The sequence below is a fragment of the Pseudomonas putida genome, assembly GCF_009883635.2.
GTDB lineage: Bacteria > Pseudomonadota > Gammaproteobacteria > Pseudomonadales > Pseudomonadaceae > Aquipseudomonas > Aquipseudomonas putida_W.
In genome coordinates, this window is the sequence record NZ_CP026115.2 from 2,155,488 (window position 1) to 2,178,364 (window position 22,877).

At 63.8% G+C, this 22,877-nt stretch carries 21 protein-coding genes and 2 pseudogenes; 17 read left to right on the forward strand and 6 right to left on the reverse strand.

Features of this window, described 5'->3' with window-relative positions; translation table 11 throughout:
* Positions 1 to 28 precede the first annotated feature (28 nt).
* The 3 genes from phaZ (at position 29) to C2H86_RS09895 (ending at position 3,259) form a co-directional block, all read left to right on the forward strand.
* The gene (phaZ, locus tag C2H86_RS09885; RefSeq protein WP_103445995.1) at positions 29 to 880 is read left to right on the forward strand and encodes a poly(3-hydroxyalkanoate) depolymerase; all 852 of its coding nucleotides are present in this window, start codon (positions 29 to 31) and stop codon (positions 878 to 880) included.
* Positions 881 to 948: 68 nt separating this feature from the next.
* On the forward strand, positions 949 to 2,631 hold the full coding sequence (gene phaC, locus C2H86_RS09890; RefSeq protein WP_159412413.1) for a class II poly(R)-hydroxyalkanoic acid synthase: 1,683 nt from the start codon (positions 949 to 951) through the stop codon (positions 2,629 to 2,631).
* Between the two features lie 13 nt (positions 2,632 to 2,644).
* The gene (locus tag C2H86_RS09895) at positions 2,645 to 3,259 is read left to right on the forward strand and encodes a TetR/AcrR family transcriptional regulator (protein ID WP_159412414.1); all 615 of its coding nucleotides are present in this window, start codon (positions 2,645 to 2,647) and stop codon (positions 3,257 to 3,259) included.
* Positions 3,260 to 3,382: 123 nt separating this feature from the next.
* Here C2H86_RS09895 and C2H86_RS09900 read toward each other — a convergent pair whose 3' ends face one another.
* Together C2H86_RS09900 and C2H86_RS09905 are read right to left on the reverse strand one after the other, a co-directional pair.
* Entirely contained in the window at positions 3,383 to 4,144 is a 762-nt protein-coding gene (locus C2H86_RS09900) for a phasin family protein (RefSeq protein WP_159412415.1), read from the reverse strand.
* A gap of 10 nt (positions 4,145 to 4,154) precedes the next feature.
* Positions 4,155 to 4,574, reverse strand: coding sequence for a phasin family protein (locus C2H86_RS09905; RefSeq protein ID WP_159412416.1), 420 nt, complete (start codon positions 4,572 to 4,574; stop codon positions 4,155 to 4,157).
* A 178-nt stretch (positions 4,575 to 4,752) separates the two neighbouring features.
* On the opposite strand from C2H86_RS09905, the gene C2H86_RS09910 reads away from it, so the two are divergent.
* Entirely contained in the window at positions 4,753 to 9,483 is a 4,731-nt protein-coding gene (locus C2H86_RS09910) for a hypothetical protein (RefSeq protein ID WP_159412417.1), read from the forward strand.
* Between the two features lie 18 nt (positions 9,484 to 9,501).
* On the opposite strand, the gene C2H86_RS09915 is transcribed toward C2H86_RS09910, so the two are convergent.
* A complete protein-coding gene (locus tag C2H86_RS09915; protein ID WP_159412418.1) occupies positions 9,502 to 9,777 on the reverse strand; it encodes a polyhydroxyalkanoic acid system family protein in 276 nt (91 codons plus the stop codon).
* Positions 9,778 to 9,901: 124 nt separating this feature from the next.
* Between C2H86_RS09915 and ubiE the strand changes: the two genes are divergently transcribed.
* From ubiE to C2H86_RS28675, 13 genes and pseudogenes are all read left to right on the forward strand, one after another.
* A complete protein-coding gene (gene ubiE, locus C2H86_RS09920; RefSeq protein WP_103446001.1) occupies positions 9,902 to 10,672 on the forward strand; it encodes a bifunctional demethylmenaquinone methyltransferase/2-methoxy-6-polyprenyl-1,4-benzoquinol methylase UbiE in 771 nt (256 codons plus the stop codon).
* A complete protein-coding gene (locus C2H86_RS09925; RefSeq protein ID WP_159412419.1) occupies positions 10,672 to 11,295 on the forward strand; it encodes a ubiquinone biosynthesis accessory factor UbiJ in 624 nt (207 codons plus the stop codon). The genes ubiE and C2H86_RS09925 overlap by 1 nt, the downstream gene beginning before the upstream one ends.
* On the forward strand, positions 11,292 to 12,914 hold the full coding sequence (gene ubiB, locus C2H86_RS09930; RefSeq protein WP_159412420.1) for a ubiquinone biosynthesis regulatory protein kinase UbiB: 1,623 nt from the start codon (positions 11,292 to 11,294) through the stop codon (positions 12,912 to 12,914). The genes C2H86_RS09925 and ubiB overlap by 4 nt, the downstream gene beginning before the upstream one ends.
* Before the next feature lie 72 nt (positions 12,915 to 12,986).
* Entirely contained in the window at positions 12,987 to 13,379 is a 393-nt protein-coding gene (hisI, locus tag C2H86_RS09935; RefSeq protein ID WP_159412421.1) for a phosphoribosyl-AMP cyclohydrolase, read from the forward strand.
* A gap of 1 nt (position 13,380) precedes the next feature.
* The gene (locus C2H86_RS09940) at positions 13,381 to 13,716 is read left to right on the forward strand and encodes a phosphoribosyl-ATP diphosphatase (RefSeq protein ID WP_013974545.1); all 336 of its coding nucleotides are present in this window, start codon (positions 13,381 to 13,383) and stop codon (positions 13,714 to 13,716) included.
* Positions 13,717 to 13,740: 24 nt separating this feature from the next.
* Positions 13,741 to 14,013 (forward strand): twin-arginine translocase TatA/TatE family subunit, encoded by a 273-nt coding sequence (locus tag C2H86_RS09945; RefSeq protein ID WP_085676666.1) that lies wholly within the window; start codon positions 13,741 to 13,743, stop codon positions 14,011 to 14,013.
* A 3-nt stretch (positions 14,014 to 14,016) separates the two neighbouring features.
* Positions 14,017 to 14,394 (forward strand): Sec-independent protein translocase protein TatB, encoded by a 378-nt coding sequence (tatB, locus tag C2H86_RS09950; RefSeq protein ID WP_159412422.1) that lies wholly within the window; start codon positions 14,017 to 14,019, stop codon positions 14,392 to 14,394.
* Positions 14,391 to 15,182 carry a twin-arginine translocase subunit TatC gene (gene tatC, locus C2H86_RS09955; protein ID WP_110633178.1) on the forward strand — a complete coding sequence of 264 codons (792 nt, stop codon included), beginning with the start codon at positions 14,391 to 14,393 and terminating at the stop codon, positions 15,180 to 15,182. Before tatB ends, tatC begins: the two co-directional genes overlap by 4 nt.
* On the forward strand, positions 15,179 to 15,886 hold the full coding sequence (locus C2H86_RS09960) for a 16S rRNA (uracil(1498)-N(3))-methyltransferase (RefSeq protein WP_159412423.1): 708 nt from the start codon (positions 15,179 to 15,181) through the stop codon (positions 15,884 to 15,886). The genes tatC and C2H86_RS09960 overlap by 4 nt, the downstream gene beginning before the upstream one ends.
* 99 nt (positions 15,887 to 15,985) lie before the next feature.
* A pseudogene (locus C2H86_RS28660) lies at positions 15,986 to 16,999 on the forward strand (methyl-accepting chemotaxis protein); the annotation flags it as partial.
* 198 nt (positions 17,000 to 17,197) lie between these two features.
* Positions 17,198 to 17,902, forward strand: a complete 705-nt coding sequence (locus tag C2H86_RS28665) for a methyl-accepting chemotaxis protein (RefSeq protein WP_430738585.1) — start codon at positions 17,198 to 17,200, stop codon at positions 17,900 to 17,902.
* A gap of 133 nt (positions 17,903 to 18,035) precedes the next feature.
* A pseudogene (locus tag C2H86_RS28670) lies at positions 18,036 to 19,076 on the forward strand (methyl-accepting chemotaxis protein); the annotation flags it as partial.
* Positions 19,077 to 19,274: 198 nt separating this feature from the next.
* Positions 19,275 to 19,979, forward strand: coding sequence for a methyl-accepting chemotaxis protein (locus tag C2H86_RS28675; RefSeq protein ID WP_430738586.1), 705 nt, complete (start codon positions 19,275 to 19,277; stop codon positions 19,977 to 19,979).
* Positions 19,980 to 20,083: 104 nt separating this feature from the next.
* On the opposite strand, the gene C2H86_RS09975 is transcribed toward C2H86_RS28675, so the two are convergent.
* The 3 genes from C2H86_RS09975 to C2H86_RS09985 form a co-directional block, all read right to left on the reverse strand.
* Positions 20,084 to 20,818, reverse strand: a complete 735-nt coding sequence (locus C2H86_RS09975; protein ID WP_027921052.1) for an amino acid ABC transporter ATP-binding protein — start codon at positions 20,816 to 20,818, stop codon at positions 20,084 to 20,086.
* A complete protein-coding gene (locus C2H86_RS09980; RefSeq protein WP_159412426.1) occupies positions 20,811 to 21,773 on the reverse strand; it encodes an amino acid ABC transporter permease in 963 nt (320 codons plus the stop codon). Before C2H86_RS09980 ends, C2H86_RS09975 begins: the two co-directional genes overlap by 8 nt.
* Positions 21,774 to 21,851: 78 nt before the next feature.
* Positions 21,852 to 22,649: a transporter substrate-binding domain-containing protein gene (locus tag C2H86_RS09985; protein ID WP_027921050.1), complete on the reverse strand. Its 798-nt coding sequence runs from the start codon at positions 22,647 to 22,649 to the stop codon at positions 21,852 to 21,854.
* Positions 22,650 to 22,877: the final 228 nt, after the last annotated feature.

Genomic DNA, 22,877 nt, shown 5'->3' on the forward strand with positions numbered 1-22,877 from the left:
TACATTTTCAAGCCACAGAGCCACGCGCATGCCGCTACCCTACATCTTCCGCACCGTCGAGCTGGACGACCAATCCATCCGCACCGCGGTGCGCCCGGGCAAGCCGCACCTGACGCCATTGCTGATCTTCAACGGCATCGGCGCCAACCTGGAGCTGGTGTTCCCGTTCATCGAGGCACTGGACCCGGACCTGGAAGTCATCGCCTTCGACGTCCCCGGCGTGGGCGGCTCGTCCACGCCACGCCACCCTTACCGTTTTCCCGGCCTGGCCAAGCTGACGGCGCGCATGCTCGACTACCTGGACTACGGCCAGGTCAATGTCATCGGTGTGTCCTGGGGCGGCGCCCTGGCGCAGCAATTCGCCCATGACTACCCCGAGCGCTGCAAGAAGCTGGTGCTGGCGGCCACTGCGGCGGGTGCAGTTATGGTGCCCGGCAAGCCCAAGGTGCTGTGGATGATGGCCAGCCCCAGGCGTTACGTGCAGCCTTCCCATGTCATCCGCATCGCGCCGCTGATCTATGGCGGTGGTTTTCGCCGCGACCCGGAGCTGGCCATGCACCACGCCGCCAAGGTGCGCTCCGGCGGCAAGATGGGCTACTACTGGCAGCTGTTCGCCGGGCTGGGCTGGACCAGCATCCACTGGCTGCACAAGATCCAGCAGCCGACCCTGGTGCTGGCCGGCGACGACGACCCGCTGATCCCGCTGATCAACATGCGCCTGCTGGCCTGGCGAATTCCCAATGCCCAGCTACACATTATCGACGACGGCCATCTGTTCCTGATCACCCGGGCCGAGGCCGTCGCCCCCATCATCATGAAGTTTCTCCAGCAAGAACGTCAGCGCGCGGTCATGCACCCCAGTCCGGCCTCTGGTGGCTGAATTGTTGCTTGCTGTTGCACGAGCACGACTGATGAGTACGACCGTGGCCTGACAAGGGAGTTGTTGCCATGAAAGAAAAACCGGCCAAAGGAACGTCAACGCTCCCCGCCACCAGCATGAACGTGCAGAACGCCATCCTCGGCGTACGCGGTCGCGACCTGATTTCCACCTTGCGCAGTGTTGGCCGCCACAGCTTGCTCAATCCACTGCACACTGCCCGCCACCTGCTGACGCTGGGCGGCCAGCTGGGCCGCGTGATGCTCGGCGACACGCCCTACCAGCCGAGCGCGCGGGATGCCCGTTTCAACGATCCTACGTGGAGCCAGAACCCGTTCTACCGGCGCAGCCTGCAGGCCTACCTGGCTTGGCAGAAACAAACCCGCCTGTGGATCGAAGAAAGCCACCTGAGCGACGATGACCGGGCCCGTGCGCACTTTCTGTTCACCCTGATCAACGACGCCCTGGCACCGAGCAATTCGCTGCTCAACCCGCTGGCGGTCAAGGAACTGTTCAATACCGGCGGGCAGAGCCTGGTGCGTGGCGTCGCCCACCTGCTCGACGATTTGCGCCACAACGACGGCCTGCCGCGCCAGGTGGACGAGCGCGCCTTCGAAGTGGGCGGCAACCTGGCATCCACGCCCGGCGCCGTGGTGTTCCGCAACGATCTGCTGGAGCTCATCCAGTACAAGCCGATGAGCGAAAAGCAGTACGCCCGGCCCGTGCTGGTAGTGCCGCCGCAAATCAACAAGTACTACATCTTCGACCTGCAGCCGACCAACAGCTATGTCCAGTACATGCTCAAGAACGGCCTGCAGGTGTTCATGGTCAGCTGGCGCAACCCCGACCCACGTCACCGCGAGTGGGGCCTGTCGAGCTATGTGCAGGCCCTGGAAGAAGCACTCAACGCCTGCCGCAGCATCAGCGGCAGCCGCGACCCGAACCTGATGGGCGCCTGCGCCGGGGGCCTGACCATGGCCGCACTGCAGGGCCACCTGCAGGCCAAGCACCAGCTGCGCCGGGTACGCAGCGCCACTTACCTGGTCAGCCTGCTCGACAGCAAGTTCGACAGCCCGGCCAGCCTGTTCGCCGACGAACAGACCATCGAGGCAGCCAAGCGTCGCTCGTACCAGCGTGGCGTGCTGGACGGTGGCGAGGTGGCGCGGATCTTCGCCTGGATGCGACCCAACGACCTGATCTGGAACTACTGGGTCAACAACTACCTGCTCGGCAAAACCCCGCCGGCCTTCGACATTCTCTACTGGAACGCCGACAGCACCCGCCTGCCGGCCGCGCTGCACGGTGACTTGCTGGACTTCTTCAAGGTCAACCCGCTGACCCACGCTGCGGGCCTGGAAGTGTGCGGCACACCCATCGATCTCAAACAGGTCGATCTCGACAGTTTCACCGTGGCCGGCAGCAACGACCACATCACGCCGTGGGACGCGGTGTACCGCTCGGCCTTGCTGCTCGGTGGCGACCGGCAATTCGTGCTGGCCAACAGCGGGCACATCCAGAGCATCATCAACCCACCCGGCAACCCCAAGGCCTACTACCTGGAAAACCCCAAGCTCTCGAGCGACCCTCGCGCCTGGTTCCATGACGCACAGCGCCGCGACGGTAGCTGGTGGCCGTTGTGGCTGGAGTGGATCACGCCGCGCTCCGGCCCGCTCAAGGCGCCACGCACGGAACTGGGCAACACCACCTATCCACCGCTGGGCCCTGCGCCAGGCACCTATGTCCTGACCCGATGAGCACCACGACTGGATGAAGACCCGCGACCGTATCCTCGAATGCGCCCTGCAGTTGTTCAACTCGCAGGGCGAGCCGAATGTCTCGACCCTGGAGATCGCCAACGAACTGGGCATCAGCCCGGGCAACCTGTACTACCACTTCCACGGCAAGGAACCCTTGATCCACGGGTTGTTCGACCGTTTCGAGGAAGCGCTGATGCCGCTGCTCGACCCTCCGCTGGAGGTGCGCCTGGAGGCCGAGGACTACTGGCTGTTCCTGCACTTGATCGTCGAGCGCATGGCGCAGTACCGGTTTCTGTTCCAGGACCTGTCCAACCTGACCGGGCGTTTGCCGAAACTGGCGCGGGGCATGCGCAGCCTGATCAATGCGCTCAAGCGCACACTGGCGGCATTGCTGGCCAGCCTCAAGGGCCAGGGGCAGGTGGTCAGTGAGACGCAAGCACTGGGGCAACTGGTGGAGCAGATCACCCTGACCCTGATGTTCTCGCTGGATTACCAGCGGGTGCTGGGGCGCGAGGGCGATGTAGGGATCGTGGTGTATCAGGTGATGATGCTGGTGGCGCCGCATCTGGAGGTGCAGGCACGGGCGGCGGCCGAGGAGTTGGCGGTGCGGTATCTGGAGGGGTAGACCTGACAGCTCGGTGGCGCGCCCTTCGCGGGACAAGCCCGCTCCCACAGGATTACCACATGTTTGAGGTATGTGATGAACCTGTAGGAGCGGGCTTGCCCCGCGAAGGACATTACACCGCTATCAGAGCAGAGAGCCGGTGCTGGCCGGCGCCGAAGGCGGGTTGCTCGCCGGGGCCGCAGTAGGCGCTGGTGCGGCGGTTGCGGCCGGCGCGGCGCTGGCCACTGGTGCTGCCGGCTTGGCAGCGGCTGGTTTGGCCGGGGCCTTCTTCACCGCCGGTTTCTTCGCTGCGGCAGGCTTGGCGGCAACAGGCTTGGCAGCCGGTTTCGCAGCTGGTTTGGCCGCTGCAGTCTTGGCAGCCGGTTTCGCCGCTGCTGGTTTGGCCGCTGCAGTTTTTGCCGTCGGCTTGGCCAATGGCTTGGCCGCCGCCTTGCTCGCTGCCGGCTTGGCCGCTGCAGAGCGCGAGGAGACCGGGGTGACCGATGCGCCGGTCAGTTTCTCAATCTGCTTGGTCAGGCTGTCGACCTGCTGGTGCAGGGCCTTGATCTCGTTGCGGCTCGGTACGCCCAGGCGCGAAATGGCGCTGTTAAGGCGCTTGTCGAAGGCTTCTTCGAGTTCGCTCCACTTGCCCAGCGCACGGTCCTTCACGCCAGATACGCGCGAAGTGGTCGAGGACTTGGCAGTTTCAGCTACGTCTTCAGCAGTCTTCTTAGCTTGCTTCTCAGCCTTCTCGCCATCCTTCACCAGCGAGTCGAACAGCTTCGGGCCGTCCTGGTCGATCTTCGAATAGATACCCAGCCCAGCCAGCCAGATCTTGCGCGAGTACTTCTCGACTCCGCCGATCCAGGAGCTGCCTTCTTTGTCGGAATTCTTCTTGCCAGCCATCCTGCTCTCCTTATGGTTTGTGCGCGACACGCTCGAGCAGCTCATGCAGCTGTTCAAGCTTGATGGACAACGCCTCAACGTCATGTTTAGACGGAATGCCAAGGCGATTCAAGGCGCGACCTACCCGTGCGTCGAAAGCTTTTTCGATCTTGTCGAGTTGAATTTCGACCTTGCCGCGTACGCGGCTGACTTCTTCACCCGCTTCGTCGAGCTGGTGGTTGGCGGCATCGAGCTCTTTGTCGATGCGCTGCTTGCCGCGTTTCTCGACGCCTTCACCGGCCTTGACCAGCTCCTTGAAGTAGTCGGAGCCTTCCTGGCCAACGCGGGCATAGGCGCCGATACCGGCCAGCCAGATCTTGCGTGCGTAGCCACGTACTTCGCCCAACGTGCCCAAGGCTTCGTCTTTTTTCTTCGCAATCACTTTGGCCATGCTGTGTACCTCATGCTCATGAGTGGAGGAAAAACCGCCCAGGAGGTTGGGCTTGTGCACACGTTAGGCAAATAAATTAGAAACCTCACCCTAAGGTCCGGCAGCGGCATTCATGTACCTCATTCAGCCTGGACTGTATCGCTAGGGTGGTGAGCTCCTGTCGACCGGAGTTCTACACATGACCGCTAGCCAACCTTCACCACCGCCAACCTTCAAGCGCCGCGTCGCGGCCTGCTTCAGCCAACGCCCGACCTTGCGCGCCGTATTGGCAGACGTGGGCTTCAAGCGACTGATCGACCGCTATCCGATGATCCCCGGCAACTATCCGCAGCTGTCCTCGCTCGAAGGATTCACGCTCCTGCATGCAGCTTCCGCCTCTGCGGCAGCCCGACATGGCTCGCTGCTGGACGAGTTGCTCAGTTGCCTGTTGACGGGCCAGCCGCTGCAGCTTGCCGCGTCAGACGCATTGAGCCTGGCCCCGCCGGCCATTTTCCGCGCGCAACAACCCGGTGCCGAGCGCGACAGGCATCCTCAAGTCGATCTGGACATGTCGAAGCTGAACGATGATTTCGCTCATGTGCTGAGCAAGCTGCCGGAGGCCTTCGCGCAAGCCCAGGTCAGCTTCTGGAACGGCATCGACGCACAAACCCAGACCTCGCGCCTGCACTGGCTGGCCCAACTGATCAAGGCCGCGCTGCTCAACAACATCCCGCGCCAGGGCCTGGACGCCGGCGACCCCCCACTGCTCTATGCGATGCTCGACGGCGCCGATGACGGCGTGGTCTGCAACGCCGTGCAGGTCACCTTCGACGTCGGCGACAAGCTCTGGCGCCGGTTATTGCCCGACCTGCTGCTGCACTCCACCGAGGCATCCAGCACGCGCGTACTCTGGTGCAAACCTTCAGGAGTGATCCGTGCCTTCGCCAACCTGCCGGCCTTTGCAACTGCGTTGCAGGACGAGTTCGCCGACCGCTACCGCTTCGACAGCCTGTCCTGGGCACTGCAGCCGCTGGCCGAACCTGCACAGACCTTTCAGGCCATGCAGCTGCTCAACGGCTCGCTCGACGACCTCAGGCGGCTGCGCCTTACGGATCTGGCATCAATCGATGAGCTTGAAGCCCGGTTCGCCGCGGCCTGCGACCCGTCACGCCACTTCCTCGAGCAGCCCATGCAGGCGCCGGACCTGCCCTCCATCAAACTGCCGGACTGGCTGGAGCAGGCCGACGCCCGGCAGCGCTACGACTACCACCTCGCCCTGCTCGACCTGGCCACCCACCAGGGCCAAGCGCGAGGCAGCACGTCGTTCGATGACGTCGATGACATGCAGAGCTACGCCCGCCGCCGCCTGCGCGAGCAGATGCGGATCATCCAGCCACGCGAAACACCCCGCGATCCAGACCAGGTGTTCATCAGCATCGCCCAGGTCCTCGCCAGCTCCTTGCCCGGGCAACCGCAATACCTGCACCTGCGCGACGACAGCCTGACGGCCCTGGCCATCTCCCGCCTGGGCCCTGGCGAGGTGATGACCCGCATCACTGACCCTCACGGCGCGAGCCACATGGGTTGGCTGACCCTGCACCATGTTCAGCGGTTGCTCGACGCGGTGGACATCGGTGGCACCTACCCCGTCTACCTGAGGGCCCAGGTCGACGACCCGCTGCGCAAGGCCGGGCGCATCAGCCGGTATGCCCGCGAATGGCGCGACGCGCTGCGTTTCAATGTGTTCAAGGCCAGCATCGAGCAGCAGCTGAGCGAGGCTGCGCGCACCGCACTGCTGGATTTCTGCGCTGCTGGCGACAACAGGCCGGCACCTCTGCGTTTAGCTCCGCTAGCCTTTCTCTGTGCGCCCGGCGCCTCTGCCAGCGACAGGGCGCATGGCATGCACCTCATCGAACTGCCCGCCAGCCGGGGTTGGGTGCTCTACCGTGAATTCCACGCAGACGCCAGCCTGCGGGAATACAAGGACCTCGGCCTGTTGATGGATGACATACGCGACCAGGCCGATTTGCAGCAAAGCGTGCTGGATGCGTTGCAGGACGATGCCCTGGCCGTGTACGAAAACGACGGTTTCACCCACCCTCACCTGCATCCCGGCCTCAGCAGCCTTGCGCACCTGCTTGGCCCCGATGCAGCACTGGTGGCAACGCTGCTGGACAACCTCAGGCAACCGGTGGCCGCTGTATTCAAGCCCTGGCCGGCAGACCTCGATGGCCACCTGTTCGAAGCCAGGGTGCAGACCATGCTGCACCTCGCCTCCCGGCGCAGCGTGAGCAACGCGCAAGTCAGGTGGCGGCTGCTGCAACAGGCGGCGTGGGCTCTGTTCAACACGGCGACCCTGCTCTGGCACGGGCCGCTGGCCAGCGTAACCTGGTTGCTGCTGGCCCTGTCGGCAGCCAGGGATGATGTGGAAACCCTGGCCAACGGCAACACCGACGCACGGGTCATGGCCGCGACCGACCTACTGAGCAACCTGGCCATGGTACTGGCTCACCGGGCGGGGGAAGCCGAAGCCCTCCACGAGCGCCCTGCCACACTACGCTTCAGCAATCCCGCCGAGCGGGGTGCCGGCCTCACTGAAGTGCAGAAGCCGGCGACACGTCGCAGTTGGGAAACACCCACCCCCGAGCAGCAACCGGTGCGCCTGCTGGAGAGCCATTGGGGTAACCGCCAGCGGCTGGGCAACCTGTCAGCGGAACGCCGCCAGGCCTTGATGCAGCTGCAGGCCGGCTTGTCGCTGCAGGGGCGGGCGCCCCTGAGCGAAGGCCGCCTGAGCGGGCTATACGAAGTTCACGGTCGCCATTACGTGCAGCTCGCTGACATCGCCTATGAAGTGCAGGAAAGTTGGGGCGGCGTCCGCATCATCGGCCCGGACACGAGCAAGGGAGACTGGGTAAGCCTGGGTGGAAAGGAGGACGGTTACCATATCGTCGGTCGCGAACGAAAGATGGGCCCCTGGATCAGTCGCTGGAACGGCGAATGGTCCCTTAGCCTGAACTTGACCGGAGGCGCGCCGGTCAAGACCCCGGACAATATCGAGTACTTCAGGCTGGTCGACCGCTTGCTGGCCAACGAGGCGCCGCTGAAGGCTTGCGATGACAGCATCAACAGCCTCCTGACGACCTTGCAGCCACTGGACCAGCAGGAAATCGTCTACTCTCGCACCTTCAGCGAAAACCGCCGCCAGCCTGGCAGTAACACACATGACGAAACCGTGGAAATGGCGAGCGCTCAAGAACGATTGAACAGTCTGAGAGCCGAGCATGCAGGCACCATCAGGGCCATCTGCGATCTGTATGAACAGCGAGTGCTCCTGCTGCAGTCGAACATCGATTACATCGATCTGCTGAAGTCGCCCGCCTTGCAACGCTTCGCGACGGTCAATTACCAGGCGGAAATCGGCCTATGGCACGAAGCGCTGATCAAAGGGGATACCCAGCTCTACAAGCGCCTGCTGGCGCAGGTCAGCTACGACGACATCAACACACGGGCGATGGCCATCGGAAAGCTTCCGAGCACCCCTGCCCAGCGCGATGACTACGCTACCTATCGCGCGATTCGCGCCCACGGCCTTGCCATCCACCGACGCCTGCTGATCGTCAGCGAGCGGCTCGACCAGAGCATCCTCGATGCCCTGGAGGACCCCAAGATCGTTTATCCGGACAAAGCCAGCCACCTGAGCGAGGTCACCGAAAACCGCCCATACACCACATTGCTGATACATGCCCAGATCCTCTCGGACCTGCAGGCGCTGGCGCTGGATCGCGCGCAACTGACGGCGGAAAACGTCGACAGCATGTATGAGGACCAGCAGAACCTGCGCAATAAGGACATGCATCAGGCGCTGCTCAGCCATGACGGACTGCTGCGCACCGACACCTCGGTAGACGACCAGATCGCGATTCTGGAAAGCAGCCTGCAGCAGTACAGCATCGGGTTAGGCACCACGCAGTACCTGCTCACCCTGCGGCACCCAGCCTGGAACAACGAATACCTGCAGGCCTGCGCCAGGGAAATGACGGCGCTCAAACGCATCGCGGAACGCGCCCTGGACCACGCCAATGCGCGCCGGGATGCCGAACAACGGCCCGACTGGCCGGCGGCAGGGCCCGCGCCTGCGGCCAGGCCGCGGATCACCCGCCGCGCCAGGCTGCAGGTCATCCGCACCAGCCGGCAGCGGACACTGCTGGTAGACGAGGCCCTCAAGGACGGCAAGGCCGTGCAGTACGACCCGGTCGCCCGCAAGCCGGTCGCCCAGTTCGAAGCCCACGGCAGCACCTGGGTCGAGTTACGGGACCAACCTGGTAGCAGTCAGAAGGCGCTGCGCAGTCTGGGTACCCGCCTGGTGGCCGAAACGGACAGCGAGATCGCCCGTGCCAGGTTGTTCGAGGACGAGCCGAACAGTCTGACCGACTTGCTGGATCATCACATCGAACGCCTGAGTTCCGTCGCAGCTCGGCTCAGTCGCGACGCCAGCCCTGCCCTGCTGGACAACCTCAACAACGCCATCGGGCGCGTGCAGACCGCCAAGCGCGAGCGACTGCAGGCCATCTACCTCGCCACGCGTCACCCTGACAGCAAGGCATTGCGTTTCCTGCTGGAGCAGCATCTGGTGGAAATCAGGCCGACCGTGACCCGCCGGCGGCTGGCTGACCAAGACTTCCTCGACGTGTACACGCTCTACCGGACGCGCGCCGCTGGCAGCGGCATTCTATGGGAGGCGCATTTCCACTACACGCGCCAGGATGCGGCGGCGGTGGATTTTGCCAAGGGTCACCTGAAGTTCGCCACGGCCAAGGCGCGCGAGGCACAGCTAGAGGACGCGCTTAGCCCGCAGGAGCGGTTGAAGGTCTATCGTGGCGACATGAAATACGAACAGGTCAGGGACCTGATTCCGTTTCCCGCCAGGTGAATCGACCGCGAGCGGGACTCAGGCCAGGGCCTTGTCCAGGGCCCGCTCGATCTCGCCTTTGATGGTTCCGCTCATCATCGACAGCATCATGCCCAGCTTCAGTTCCACGCGGATGCTGTCCTCGCCGATGTGCACGCTGCCATTGGCGCCGCTGCGTGCCACATCGACCCGGTCACCGTTCCAGGTGGCCTTGAGGTCATATTCGCGGCTGAGCTTGTCGACCAGCGCCTCGGCCTTGGCACGGGCGGCATCGCGGCCGAGGGTATGTTTGCGTTCGACGCTGATCTGGGTCATGCAGGTGTTCCTGGATACTTGGACATAATCTGCATTATGCCCGCCCCTGCCCCAAGGCACACCCCGCCAAGACAAATCCGCCCATTCGCCCTAGAATGGCGGTAATTTTTTCCGGTGAAGCGATATGAACGACCAGCGCAAAGGCGACCACGCCGAACCCACCACCCATTTCGGCTACCAGGACGTCCCTGAAAGCCAGAAGGCGAAGAAAGTCGCCGAAGTGTTCCACTCGGTGGCCGCCAAGTACGACCTGATGAACGACGTGCTCTCCGGCGGCATGCACCGCCTGTGGAAGCGGTTCACCATCGAACTGTCGGGCGTGCGCGCCGGCAGCCGCGTGCTGGACATCGCCGGCGGTACCGGCGACCTGGCCGCCAAGTTCTCGCGCCTGGTCGGCCCGACTGGTCAGGTGGTACTGGCCGACATCAACGATTCGATGCTCAAGGTCGGCCGTGACCGCCTGCTCGACCGTGGCGTGGCCGGCAACATCGAGTTCGTCCAGGCCGACGCCGAGAAGCTGCCATTCCCCGACAACCACTTCGACTGCGTGACCATCGCCTTCGGCCTGCGCAACGTTACCCACAAGGATGAAGCCATCCGCTCGATGCTGCGTGTGCTCAAGCCAGGCGGCCGCCTGTTGATCCTGGAGTTCTCCAAGCCGACCAACAAGCTGATGTCCAAGGCCTACGACGCCTATTCGTTCGCCTTCATGCCGCTGGCCGGCAAGCTGATCACCAATGACTCCGAGAGCTACCGTTACCTCGCCGAGTCGATCCGCATGCACCCCGACCAGGAAACCCTCAAAAGCATGATGGTCGAGGCCGGTTTCGACCGCGTCACCTACCACAACATGACCAGCGGCATCGTTGCCGTGCACCGGGGAATCAAGCCCTGATGCTGCTGGCCGGGCTGCTCGCCAGTGTCGAACATGGCCTGAACCGCGTCCTGCGCATGGACAGCACGGCCTTGCCGCGGCTGGCCGCGCTGGAAGGCAAGGTCATCGAGATCGACTGCCGCCAACCGGCCCTGCAGGTGTTCATCCTGCCCGATGAAGAAGGCTTGATGCTCGCCGCCCACTGGGCGGGCGAGGTCGACTGCAGCCTGCGCGCCCCGGCTGGCAGCCTGGCGCAACTGGCCATGGCTCGGGACAAGACCGCCGTGCTGCACAGCCCGCATGTCGAACTGCATGGCGACAGTGCCGTGCTGCTCGACCTGTTCGGCGTGCTGCAGGACCTGGAACTGGACTGGGAACACGAGCTGCAGCGCTGGCTTGGCCCGGTCGCCACGGCCATGCTCGCCGGCCACATTCGCCTGCGCGCACGCTGGACCCGCCAGGGCCTGGCACGCTTCAGCCAGAACCTCTCCGAATACCTGGCCGAAGAGTCCCGCACCTTGGTCGGCAAGCGCGAAGCCGAAGCCGCCTTCAGCGAACTCGATGCCCTGAAACTCGACACAGAACGCCTCGAGGCCCGCCTCACGCGCCTCTCCCGATCCCTTGATACCAGCGATAACGCATGAAGCTGCTCGCCGTCCGCCGTCTTTTTCGCATCCAGCGTGTGGTGATTCGCTACCGTCTCGATGACCTGTTGTTCGATCAACCCCTGCTACCCTGGTGGCTGGCCAGCCTGCGCCTGCTGATGCCTTGGCGCTGGCTGCCGCGCAAGCCCTCCGAGCTCAGCCGCGGGGCGCGCCTGCGCCTGGCGCTGCAGGACCTGGGGCCGATCTTCATCAAGTTCGGCCAGTTGCTGTCCACCCGCCGCGACCTGCTGCCCACCGACATCGCCGACGAGCTGATGTTGCTGCAGGACCGCGTGCCGCCGTTCGACCCGCAAAAAGCCGTGGCGATGATCGAAGATCAGCTCGGCGCCAAGGTCGGCGAAGTGTTCAGCCGCTTCGACGTCGAGCCACTGGCCTCCGCCTCGGTCGCGCAGGTGCACGCCGCCCGCCTGAAGAGTGGCGAAGAGGTGGTAGTCAAGGTGGTTCGCCCTGGCCTGAAGCCGGTGATCGCCCAGGACCTGGCCTGGCTGTTCCTGATCGCCAAGGCCGCCGAACGCGCCTCGGCCGACGCCCGCCGCCTGCACCCGGTAGAAATCGTCGGCGACTACGAGAAGACCATCTACGACGAGCTCGACCTGCTGCGCGAGGCGGCCAACGCCAGCCAGCTGCGACGTAACTTCGAAGGTTCCGAGCTGATGTACGTGCCCCAGGTGTACTGGGACCTGTGCCGCCCCAAGGTGCTGGTGATGGAGCGCATCTACGGCGTGCCGGTCACCGACATGGCCACCCTGGCCGACCAGCGCACCGACATGAAGATGCTGGCCGAGCGTGGCGTGGAAGTGTTCTTCACCCAGGTGTTCCGCGACAGCTTCTTCCACGCCGACATGCACCCGGGCAACATCTTCGTCAGCACGGTCAAACCGTGGAGCCCGCAGTACATCGCCATCGACTGCGGCATCGTAGGCAGCCTCACCGCGGAGGACCAGGATTACCTGGCGCGCAACCTGATCGCCTTCTTCAAGCGCGACTACCGCCGCGTTGCCCAGCTGCACATCGATTCGGGCTGGGTACCGGCGCACACAAAGGTCAATGAATTCGAAGCGGCGATCCGTACGGTGTGCGAGCCGATCTTCGAAAAACCGTTAAAGGATATTTCCTTCGGCCAGGTGCTGATGCGCCTGTTCCAGACCGCACGTCGCTTCAACATGGAAGTCCAGCCGCAACTGGTGCTGCTGCAGAAGACCCTGCTCAACATCGAAGGCCTGGGCCGCCAGCTGTACCCCGACCTGGACCTGTGGAGCACCGCCAAGCCGTTTCTGGAACGCTGGATGCGCGACCGCATGAGCCCCAAGGCGGTAATCGGTAACCTGTATAGCCAGGCTGAACAGCTACCCCACCTGGCCGGCATGACCCGAGACCTGCTTGAGCGCCTGTCGCAGCCGCACCTGGAAGACCCGCAACTGCCGGAGCGCCGCCGCCAGGGCGACCGCTGGGCACTGCGCCTGCTCGGTGCCGGCTTGCTCGGCGGCGGAGCGGTACTGGCCACCGGTGCCGCCGAGGCCGCCAGCCTGGCCGCGCCGGGCGCTTGGCCGGCGTGGCTGATGCTGGCCGCCGGCCTTTACCTGATCGTGCGCCAATAGCCAGCCGCGCTGCTGGCTGGCACACTAGCGCAAAGGGCCCGGCACAGGAGCGGGCCCGCTTTGGAGTCGACGATGAAAGACTGGCTGGACGAGATCAAGTGGAACAGCGATGGCCTGGTACCGGCGATCGCCCAGGACCACAAGACCGGACGCGTGCTGATGATGGCCTGGATGAACCGCGAATCGCTGGCGCTGACCGCCGCCGAGCAACGCGCCATCTACTGGTCGCGTTCCCGTGGCAAGCTGTGGCGCAAGGGCGAAGAGTCCGGCCATGTGCAAAAGCTGCATGAAATGCGCCTGGACTGCGACGCCGACGTGATCATCCTGATGGTCGAGCAACTGGGCCATATCGCCTGCCACACCGGCCGCGAAAGCTGCTTCTATCGCGTCTTTGAAGCCGGCCAGTGGAAAACCGTCGACCCGGTTCTGAAAGACCCGGATGCCATCTACAGCGCAGGACACTGACATGAGCGACACCCTCAACCGCCTGGCCGAAGTGCTCGAAGAGCGCAAACAAGCGGCACCCGACAGCTCCTATGTGGCCAGCCTGTACCACAAGGGCCTGAACAAGATCCTCGAAAAGCTCGGCGAAGAGTCCGTCGAGACCATCATTGCGGCCAAAGACGCCGCCGTGAGCAAGGATTACAGCGATGTCATCTATGAAACCGCAGACTTGTGGTTCCATAGCCTGGTCATGCTCAGCGCGCTGGGCCAGCATCCACAAGCCGTGCTTGATGAACTGGAGCGCCGTTTCGGGCTTTCCGGGCACGATGAAAAGGCCGCGCGTCAGCCATCGGCCTGAGCAAACCGCATTTAGGAGAGCACCATGGGTATTTTTGACTGGAAACACTGGATCGTCCTGCTGGTCGTTGTGGTCCTGGTGTTCGGCACCAAGAAGCTGAAGAACTTCGGCAGCGACCTGGGCGAGTCGATCAAGGGCTTCCGCAAGGCCATGAACGAAGAAGAGAACAAGCCGGCCGAGCAGACCCCACCGCCCGCCCAGCCTGTGCCGCCGGTGCAGAACACTGCCCAGCCGCAGCAAGGCCACACCATCGAGGGCCAGGCCCAGCCGGTCCAAGAGCCGCAGCGGAAAGACTGACCCATGTTCGGCATCAGCTTCAGCGAGCTGCTGCTCGTCGGCCTGGTCGCCCTGCTGGTGCTCGGCCCCGAGCGCCTGCCTGGCGCCGCGCGTACCGCGGGGCTGTGGATCGGGCGGCTGAAACGCAGCTTCAATGCGATCAAGATGGAGGTCGAGCGCGAAATCGGCGCCGACGACATCCGCCGCCAGCTGCATAACGAGCACATCCTGCAGATGGAAGAGGAAGCCAAGCGCATCCTCAACCCACTGACGCCACCCGCGCAGCCGCCGGTGACCACGGCCAGCGTGCAGCCACCTGCCGGGCTCGAAGCCAGGCCGGCCGAGCCACCTGCCGCCCCGGCCGCACCTTCTGAACAGCCTCAACCGCCGCGAGCCCCATGAGCGAAAATCCGGACCACGACCAGCCTATGCCGCTGGTTTCGCACCTGACCGAACTGCGCACCCGCCTGTTGCGCTGCGTGGCGGTCATCTTCCTGATCTTTGCCGGGCTGTTCTCCTTCGCCCAGCAGATCTACACCCTGGTCTCGGCGCCACTGCGCGAACACTTGCCGGCCAACGCGACGATGATCGCCACCGACGTGGCCTCGCCGTTCCTCACGCCATTCAAGCTGACCATGATCGTCTCGCTGTTCCTGGCGATCCCGTTCATCCTCCAGCAGATCTGGGGCTTCATCGCGCCAGGCCTGTACCGCCATGAAAAGCGCATCGCCATTCCGCTGCTGGTGTCGAGCATTCTGCTGTTCTACGCCGGCATGGCCTTCGCCTACTTCCTGGTGTTCCCGCTGATGTTCAGTTTCTTCGCCAAAGCCACGCCGGAAGGCGTGGCGATGATGACCGACATCGCCGCCTACCTCGATTTCGTCATGACGCTGTTCTTCGCCTTCGGCGTTGCCTTCGAGATCCCGGTGGCCGTGGTGCTGCTGGTATGGATCGGCGTGGTCGACGTGAAGTACCTGAAGAAGGTCCGCCCGTACGTGATCATCGGCTGCTTCGTGGTCGGCATGATCCTCACCCCGCCGGACATCTTCTCGCAAACGCTGCTCGCCGTGCCCATGTGGCTGCTGTTCGAAATCGGCGTGCTGTGTGGCAGCCTGATCCGCAAGCGCAGCCATGCTGACGACGAAGCCACCAACGACCATAACGACCAGCCGCCAGCGACCCAGCCGTGAACCTGTTACTCCTTGAAGAGGCCGACTTCGTTTCGGCCGACCGCGTCGTTCTCGCTGATCGGCGCTTCACCCACATGCAGGAAATCCACCGCGTCGCCGTGGGCGACACCCTGCGCGTAGGCCGCATCAATGGCCTGATGGGCAAGGCCACGGTACTGCGCCTGGAAAAGCACGAAGCCGAACTGGAAGTCACCTTCGACCAACAGCCACCGGCCAAGCTGCCGCTGACCCTGGTGCTGGCCGTGCCGCGCCCGAAGATGCTGCGCCGACTGTTCCAGACCGTGGCGACCCTCGGTGTGCCTCGGCTGATCCTGGTCAACAGCTACAAGGTCGAGAAAAGCTTCTGGCAAACCCCCTTTCTCCACCCTGAAACCATCCGCGAGAATCTCATTCTTGGCCTGGAGCAAGCCCGTGACACGGTGCTGCCCGAGGTGATCATCGAAAAACGCTTCAAACCGTTCGTCGAAGACCGCCTGCCTGCCATCGCCCACGGCACCCTCGGCCTGGTCGGTCACCCCGGCCCCTACCCGGCCTGCCCACGTGCGGTTGAAGGCCCGGTAACACTGGCCATCGGCCCCGAAGGCGGCTGGATCCCTTATGAAGTCGACCTGTTCGGCAAGGCTGGCCTGGCACCTGTTCAGCTGGGTGATCGCATCCTGCGCGTGGAAACCGCCGTAACTGCCCTGCTCTCAAGGATTTTCTGACAGGCGGGTCAGCTTTCTTCTATCAAGTTTCTCCCGCGCAAGCCGATGTGTTGGCAACACAACAAAAATCTGTGCTGCCACGTTGCCGGGGAGTCGAACATGTACCAATGGTTTTCCCAATCGCTCGGGAATGTAAGCGTCAATCGCAAGTTAGGGCTGGGCTTTGGCCTGGTGCTGTTGTTGACTCTGGCCATCACCTTTACCGGTTGGCAGGGCCTGAACAGCGTCACCGAGCGCGGTGACAAGCTGGGCAACATTTCGGTGATCCACCAGTACACCCAGGAGCTGCGCATCGCCCGCCAGCACTACCAGCGCGACCGCAACGATGCGGCCATCGGCGAGCTGGAAAAGGCCCTGGGCAATCTCGAGCGCCAGATCGGCCTCATGCTCGGGCAGATCGAGCAGCCCACCGACCGCCAGCGCCTGCAACAGCAGCAGGCCGCCGTCAGCCAGTATCAGCAGGCCTTCAATGACATCAAACAGGCCGGTCAGCGCCGTGAGGCTGCGCGCGATGTGCTGGGTAGCAGCGCCGACAAGGCCGTCGAGCTGATCAACCGGGTACAGCAGCGCCTGCTGCAGGGCGGCGACATCAGCCAGTACCAGCATGCCGTGGAAGTCAGCGCACTGGTGCAGCAAGCACGCTACCAGGTGCGTGGCTATACCTACAGCGGCATCGCCGACTACCAGCAAACCGCCCTGAACGCCGTCGACCAGGCACTGGCCGGGCTCAAGGCACTGCCGGCCAGGCTGCCAGCTGAATATGCCGCCAGCCTCGACGATTCGGCGACCGCGCTTGCAGGTTACCGAGATGCGGTGGCCCAGTTCGCCAATGCCCAGAGCGCCAGCGAGCAGGCGCTGCAGCGCATGGCTGACCAGGGCACGGTGCTGTTGCAGACCAGTGAGGCGATGACCCTTTCGCAGACCGCAGTGCGCGACGCCGGCACTGCTCAGGCCAAAGTCATGCTCGGCGGTGCCACGGCCCTGGCCCTGGTGCTGGGCCTGCTCGCGGCCTGGGCCATCACCCGGCAGATCATCATCCCGCTGCGCCAGACCCTCGCCGCCGCCGAGCGCGTGGCCAACGGCGACCTGCGCCAGGACCTGCACTCGACCCGCCGCGACGAACTTGGCCAGCTGCAAGCCAGCATGCAGCGCATGACCCAGGGCCTGCGCGAGCTGATCGGCGGCATCGGCGATGGCGTGACGCAGATCGCCAGCGCCGCCGAAGAACTGTCGGCAGTCACCGAGCAGACCAGCTCCGGGGTCAACAATCAAAAGGTCGAGACCGATCAGGTGGCGACCGCAATGAACGAAATGGCCGCCACCGTGCATGAAGTGGCGCGCAATGCCGAACAGGCCTCGGAGGCTGCGGCGATGGCCGACCAGCAGGCCCGCGAGGGCGATCGGGTGGTCAGCGAGGCGGTCGCGCAGATCGAGCGCCTTGCCAGTGAAGTGGTCAACTCCAGCGAAGCGATGAACCAGCTCAAGGCTGAAAGCGACAAGATCGGCAGTGTGCTCGACGTGATCAAGTCGGTGGCCCAACAGACCAACCTGCTGGCGCTCAATGCCGCCATCGAAGCGGCGCGTGCGGGTGAGGCCGGGCGCGGCTTTGCGGTGGTCGCTGACGAGGTGCGCAGCCTGGCCCAGCGCACCCAGCAATCTACCGAAGAAATCGAAGAGCTGATTGCCGGCCTGCAAAGTGGCACCCAGCGCGTGGCCAGCGTGATGGACGCCAGCCGTCAGCTGACCGACAGCAGCGTCGAACTGACCCGCCGCGCCGGCAGTTCGCTGGAGACCATCACCCACACGGTGTCGTCGATCCAGGCCATGAACCAGCAGATCGCCACGGCCGCCGAGCAGCAGAGCGCTACCGCCGAGGAGATCAACCGCAGCGTGATGAATGTGCGCGATATCTCCGACCAGACGTCGGCGGCAAGTGAGGAGACCGCCAGTTCCAGCGTCGAACTGGCCCGACTGGGCACCCACCTGCAAGGGTTGGTCGGACGTTTCAGGCTCTGATGCTTCACTACATGCGCTGAATTTTCCTACAGAACTTTCAGGTCAAGTCCTACAGGCCCTCCGCCGATGGGCAGGGATGGGATGCCAGCACTACGCCAGCACCCCATCCCTATCAACTGGACGGAGACCTGCCATGTTCGGCTACCTCAACCACAGGCTCGGCAACATCAGTGTCGGCGCCAAGCTCGCCCTGGGCTTCGCCGTAGTCCTCGCGCTGACCCTGGCCACCACGGTCAGCGGATGGCGCGCCCTGGACGACGCCATCACCCGCTCGGAACAACTTAGTGAAATCGGCCGGATCAATGATCTGGTCAAAGACCTGCGCGCCGAGCGCATCACCTACCGGGTGCTGGCGGACGACGCCAGCAAGGCGCAGATCGCCGGCATCCTGCAGCAGCTGGATGCGCTGCTGACCACCCTGCAGCAACGCAGCAGCGTCGATGAGTCACGTCAGATGCTGACCCAGAAGCTGCAGCTGCTACAGCGCCTGCGCGTTGACTTCACCACCCTCCAGGATGCCGTGCGCAACCGTGCGCAGCTGCGCGCGGCGATGCAGGCACAGGAACAGAAGCTGAACGAGGTCGTCGATGACCTGCAGACCCAGGCCCTGCTGAAAATGCCGGGCGACAACCAGCAAGGCGCCGTGCTGGGCTTGATGGACACACTCAGCCGGCATGTTGACGGCGCCAACCAGCAGAGCCTGGTACCCGCCTATACGTTCTCCCCGCTGGAAGACTTTGCCAAGGTTGGCGATGCCGCGCTGGAGGCCGCCGACGTCAGCCTCGAGCAGTTGCTCAGGGCGCTCACGCCCTTGGGCCTGCCTCGCGCCCTCACCCAGCAGCCCGGCATCGAACTGGCCAAGTACCGGACCAGCCTTGATCAATATCGCCGCACGGCACTGCAGGTCGAACAGCTGCAGAACGAAATGGAACAGATGGGCAAAGAGCTCAGGGCAGTCAGCCTGGAGCTGGGTGAAAGGAAGGTAGAGCAACGCGACAACGAAGCTGTGGCCGCTCGTTCCTTGCTCACCAGCGTGGCCCTGCTGGCCCTGATCGTCGGCATCGTCGCCGGCTGGCTGATTACCCAGCAGATCACCCAGCCTCTGCGCCAGACACTGGCGCTGGCCGCGCGTATCGCCAAGGGCGACCTGAGCCAGCTCGAACCTGTGCAGCGCCGCGACGAGATGGGGCAGCTGCAGACCAGTATGCGCGAGATGACCGTCAGCCTGCGCGAGCTGATCGGTGGTATCGACCAAGGCGTCGGCCAGCTGTCTCAGGCAGCGTCGCAGCTGGCCGCCAGCAGCGAGGACACCAAGCTGCGCATCAACCAGCAGCGCGAAGAAACCGACCAGGTTGCCACCGCCATGAACCAGATGAGCGCCACCGTGCAGGAGGTGGCGCAGAACGCCGAGCAAGCGTCACTGGCAGCTACCAATGCCGACCAGCAGGCACAACTGGGTGATCAGGTAGTAGGTGAAGCCATTGGTCGTATCGAGCAGCTGGCGGGGCAGATGGACGATTGCTTGGCCGCTATGCAGCACCTGGCCGGCGAAAGCCAGCGGATTGGCAGCATTCTCGATGTGATCAAGTCGGTCTCGGAGCAGACCAACCTGCTGGCACTGAACGCAGCGATCGAAGCCGCCCGGGCGGGTGAAGCGGGCCGTGGCTTTGCCGTGGTTGCCGATGAGGTACGCGGCCTGGCGCAACGTACCCAGCAGTCCACCGAGGAAATCGAGCAACTGATCGACAGCCTGCACAGCGGTACCGACGAGGTCACCCGCCTGCTCGACGATAACAAGCGCTTGACCGAGCAAAGTGTGGAGCTGAGCCGCAGGGCCGGGCATGCCTTGGGGCAGATCACTGACACGGTCTCGAGCATTCAATGCATGAACCAGCAGATAGCCACGGCCAGCGAAGAACAGAGCGTGGTGGCCGAGCAGATCAACCGGAGCGTGATCAGCGTGAGGGATGTGTCCGACCAGACCGGTGCGGCCAGTGAGCAGACGGCGGCTTCGAGTGGGGAGCTGGAGCAACTGGGGCGTCAATTGCGGGGGATGGTGGGGCGGTTCAGCCTTTGAGATTGCCGGGGCTGCTGTGCAGCCCTTTCGCGGGACAAGCCCGCTCCTACACGGGATCGCGTTTCCTGTAGAAGCGGGCTTGCCCCGCGAAAGGGCCGCTGCGGTTACAGCACCTGACGCAGGAACGCCTGCGCGCGCGGGTCCTTCGGCGCGGCAAAGAACGCGGCCGGGGCCGAGTCTTCCAGCAGCTTGCCATGGTCGAAGAACAACACACGGTCTGCCACTTCACGGGCAAAGCCCATTTCGTGGGTGACGCAGACCATGGTCATGCCTTCCTGGGCCAGGGTCTTCATCACGTCCAGCACCTCACCGACCATTTCCGGGTCGAGCGCCGAGGTCGGCTCGTCGAACAGCATCACTTTCGGGTCCATCGCCAGGGCGCGGGCGATCGCCACCCGCTGCTGCTGGCCGCCCGAGAGCCGCGACGGGTACTCGTTGGCCTTCTGCGAGATACCCACCTTCTCCAGCAACGCACGGGCCTTGGCTTCACGCTCGGCCTTGTTGCGCTTGCGCACCACCTTCTGCGCCAGGCAGAGGTTTTCCAGCACGGTCATGTGCGGGAACAGGTTGAAGTGCTGGAACACCATGCCGACTTCCCGGCGGTAGGCATTGATGTCGGTCTTCGGGTCGGCCAGTTGCAGGCCGTCGATGGCCACATGGCCTTCGTCAAAATGCTCCAGGCCATTGAGGCAGCGCAAGAAGGTCGACTTGCCCGAACCCGACGGGCCGAGCACCACCACCACTTCGCCCTTGGCGACCTGGGTGGTGACGTTATCCACAGCCCGCACCACATGGCCACGGGTGTCGAAGACTTTCAGCAGGTCACGGACTTCAATCACTTTGCGCAAGCCTCCGCTCGAGCCGGCTGGCGATGTGCGACAGCGGCAGGTTGATCAGCAGGTACAGGCCTGCCACGCAGAACCAGATCTCGAAGGTCGAGAACGACGTGGTGATGGCCTCGCGGCCGCTCTTGGTCAGCTCGGTAATGGCGATCACCGACACCAGCGAGGTGTCCTTGACCAGGCTGATGAACTGCCCGGCCAGCGGTGGCAGCACGCGCTTGAACGCCTGAGGCAGGATCACGTGGCGCATCGACTGGCCCGCGTTCAGGCCCAGCGAGCGAGCAGCTTCATTCTGGCCCTTGGCAATGGACTGCACGCCGGCACGGACGATTTCCGCTACGTAAGCGCCGGTGAACAGCGCCAGTGCGGCCACCCCGGCAAACTCCCGGGACAGGTTGAGCACGGTGCCGATGAAGAAGTAGAAGATGAAGATCTGCACCAGCAACGGCGTGCCGCGCACCAGCTCGACGTAAACGGTCGACAGGTCGCGCAGGGTCGGGTTGTTCGACAACCGGCACAGGCCGGCGAACAGGCCGATCACCAGGCCCAGTGCACCGGACACCACCGAGATCCACAACGTGGTCCACAGGCCCCAGGCCAGCGGGCCAGCTGCCCAGTGCCGGGTAACGCCGATCTGGTCGCCTTCAGCGACGTCGTCGCCGCGGCTCAGTTGCAGGCTGTCCTTGGCCACGTCGAGCACTTGCTCTTCGCCGTTTTCATCCTTGAGCGTGACACGCGCGGTGTCACCGGAAACGACGATCTCCTGCACGCTACCGTTGCCGGCGGCACGCTGTACGTCCTCAGCTTTGTAGGCGAAGTACTGCGGTACGCGGTTCCAGCGCCACTCGTAGGAAATCATCGAGGTGGCCATGTACAGGCTGAACGCCAGGCCCACCAGGACCAGGGCAGTCAACCCGTGCCAGGGCCACTGGGCTTTCTTGTGTTTGATCACGTGGGGTACTTCCGTAAATGCGAACGCGCAGGGTTTGCCTGCGCGTCGGGGTCAAAAGCCGGGCTTGTGGCCTGGGCCTTATTCCATTTCCTTCAGCCAATCCTTGTTCTTGAACCACTTGTCGTGAATACGATCGTAGGTCCCGTCATGCTTGATCTGGTGCAGGAAGTTGTTGATGAAGTTGATGCTGTCGTAGTCGCCTTTCTTCAGGCCGAAGGCCAGCGGCTCGTAGGTGAAGGGTTCTTCGAGGAACAGCAGCTTGCCAGCACCGGCCTTCTCGACCGCCACCACGTTGTACGGCGCGTCGTAGACGAAGGCGTCAGCCTTGCCGTTGACCACGTCCATCACCGCTTCCTGCTCGTTGTCGTAGCCGTGGTACTTGGCTTTGCCGATCAGTTTCTTGGACACCATCTCGCCGGTGGTGCCGAGCTTGGAGGTCAGGCGGTACTTCTCGTTGTTCAGGTCCTTGTACGACTTGATCTCGCCAGCCAGCTCCTTGCGGATCAGCAGGGTCTGGCCAACCACGATGAAGGGTTCGCTGAAGTTCAGGCGCAGGTTGCGTTCCTGGGTCAGGGTCATGCCGCTGCCGATCATGTCGAACTTGTCGGTCAGCAGGGCCGGGATGATGCCGTCATACGCGGTGGAAACAGCCTCGAACTTGACGCCCATGGATTTGGCCATGGCTTTGAGGATATCGACCTCGAAGCCGATGATCTCGCCGCGCTTGTTGGTCATCTGGAACGGCATGTAGGTTGGGTCCATGCCCACCCGCAGGGTGCCGCGCTTGACCGCCTCATCAATGGCGCCAGCCTGGGCCGCAGTTACGGCGACCAGGGCGGTAACACCGACCAGCAGTCGCGAAAGGTATTTCTTGATCATCACCAAGTCCCCTAGCAAGTAAAGAAGCGAATCTTATTGTCGTGGCACGGCCGTACCGGCCGATGCGGATTATCGGAGAGGGATGCTAACGCATGGCGGCGCTCGGACCTAGAGCCGGGGGGGACTTTGTTGGCCAAAATCGGGGTTGGGCCCTAAAAGCTTCGCGGGCACGCCCGCTCCCACAGGGAAAAGCGGATCCCTGTGGGAGCGGGCGTGCCCGCGAAG

Bases quoted from the DNA above. Each gene is read 5' to 3' on its own strand.
- phaZ (WP_103445995.1), top strand. From the start codon at position 29: ATGCCGCTACCCTACATCTTCCGCACCGTCGAGCTGGACGACCAATCC.
- phaC (WP_159412413.1), top strand. From the start codon at position 949: ATGAAAGAAAAACCGGCCAAAGGAACGTCAACGCTCCCCGCCACCAGC.
- C2H86_RS09895 (WP_159412414.1), top strand. From the start codon at position 2,645: ATGAAGACCCGCGACCGTATCCTCGAATGCGCCCTGCAGTTGTTCAAC.
- C2H86_RS09900 (WP_159412415.1), bottom strand. From the start codon at position 4,144: ATGGCTGGCAAGAAGAATTCCGACAAAGAAGGCAGCTCCTGGATCGGC.
- C2H86_RS09905 (WP_159412416.1), bottom strand. From the start codon at position 4,574: ATGGCCAAAGTGATTGCGAAGAAAAAAGACGAAGCCTTGGGCACGTTG.
- C2H86_RS09910 (WP_159412417.1), top strand. From the start codon at position 4,753: ATGACCGCTAGCCAACCTTCACCACCGCCAACCTTCAAGCGCCGCGTC.
- C2H86_RS09915 (WP_159412418.1), bottom strand. From the start codon at position 9,777: ATGACCCAGATCAGCGTCGAACGCAAACATACCCTCGGCCGCGATGCC.
- ubiE (WP_103446001.1), top strand. From the start codon at position 9,902: ATGAACGACCAGCGCAAAGGCGACCACGCCGAACCCACCACCCATTTC.
- C2H86_RS09925 (WP_159412419.1), top strand. From the start codon at position 10,672: ATGCTGCTGGCCGGGCTGCTCGCCAGTGTCGAACATGGCCTGAACCGC.
- ubiB (WP_159412420.1), top strand. From the start codon at position 11,292: ATGAAGCTGCTCGCCGTCCGCCGTCTTTTTCGCATCCAGCGTGTGGTG.
- hisI (WP_159412421.1), top strand. From the start codon at position 12,987: ATGAAAGACTGGCTGGACGAGATCAAGTGGAACAGCGATGGCCTGGTA.
- C2H86_RS09940 (WP_013974545.1), top strand. From the start codon at position 13,381: ATGAGCGACACCCTCAACCGCCTGGCCGAAGTGCTCGAAGAGCGCAAA.
- C2H86_RS09945 (WP_085676666.1), top strand. From the start codon at position 13,741: ATGGGTATTTTTGACTGGAAACACTGGATCGTCCTGCTGGTCGTTGTG.
- tatB (WP_159412422.1), top strand. From the start codon at position 14,017: ATGTTCGGCATCAGCTTCAGCGAGCTGCTGCTCGTCGGCCTGGTCGCC.
- tatC (WP_110633178.1), top strand. From the start codon at position 14,391: ATGAGCGAAAATCCGGACCACGACCAGCCTATGCCGCTGGTTTCGCAC.
- C2H86_RS28665 (WP_430738585.1), top strand. From the start codon at position 17,198: ATGGCCGCCACCGTGCATGAAGTGGCGCGCAATGCCGAACAGGCCTCG.
- C2H86_RS28675 (WP_430738586.1), top strand. From the start codon at position 19,275: ATGAGCGCCACCGTGCAGGAGGTGGCGCAGAACGCCGAGCAAGCGTCA.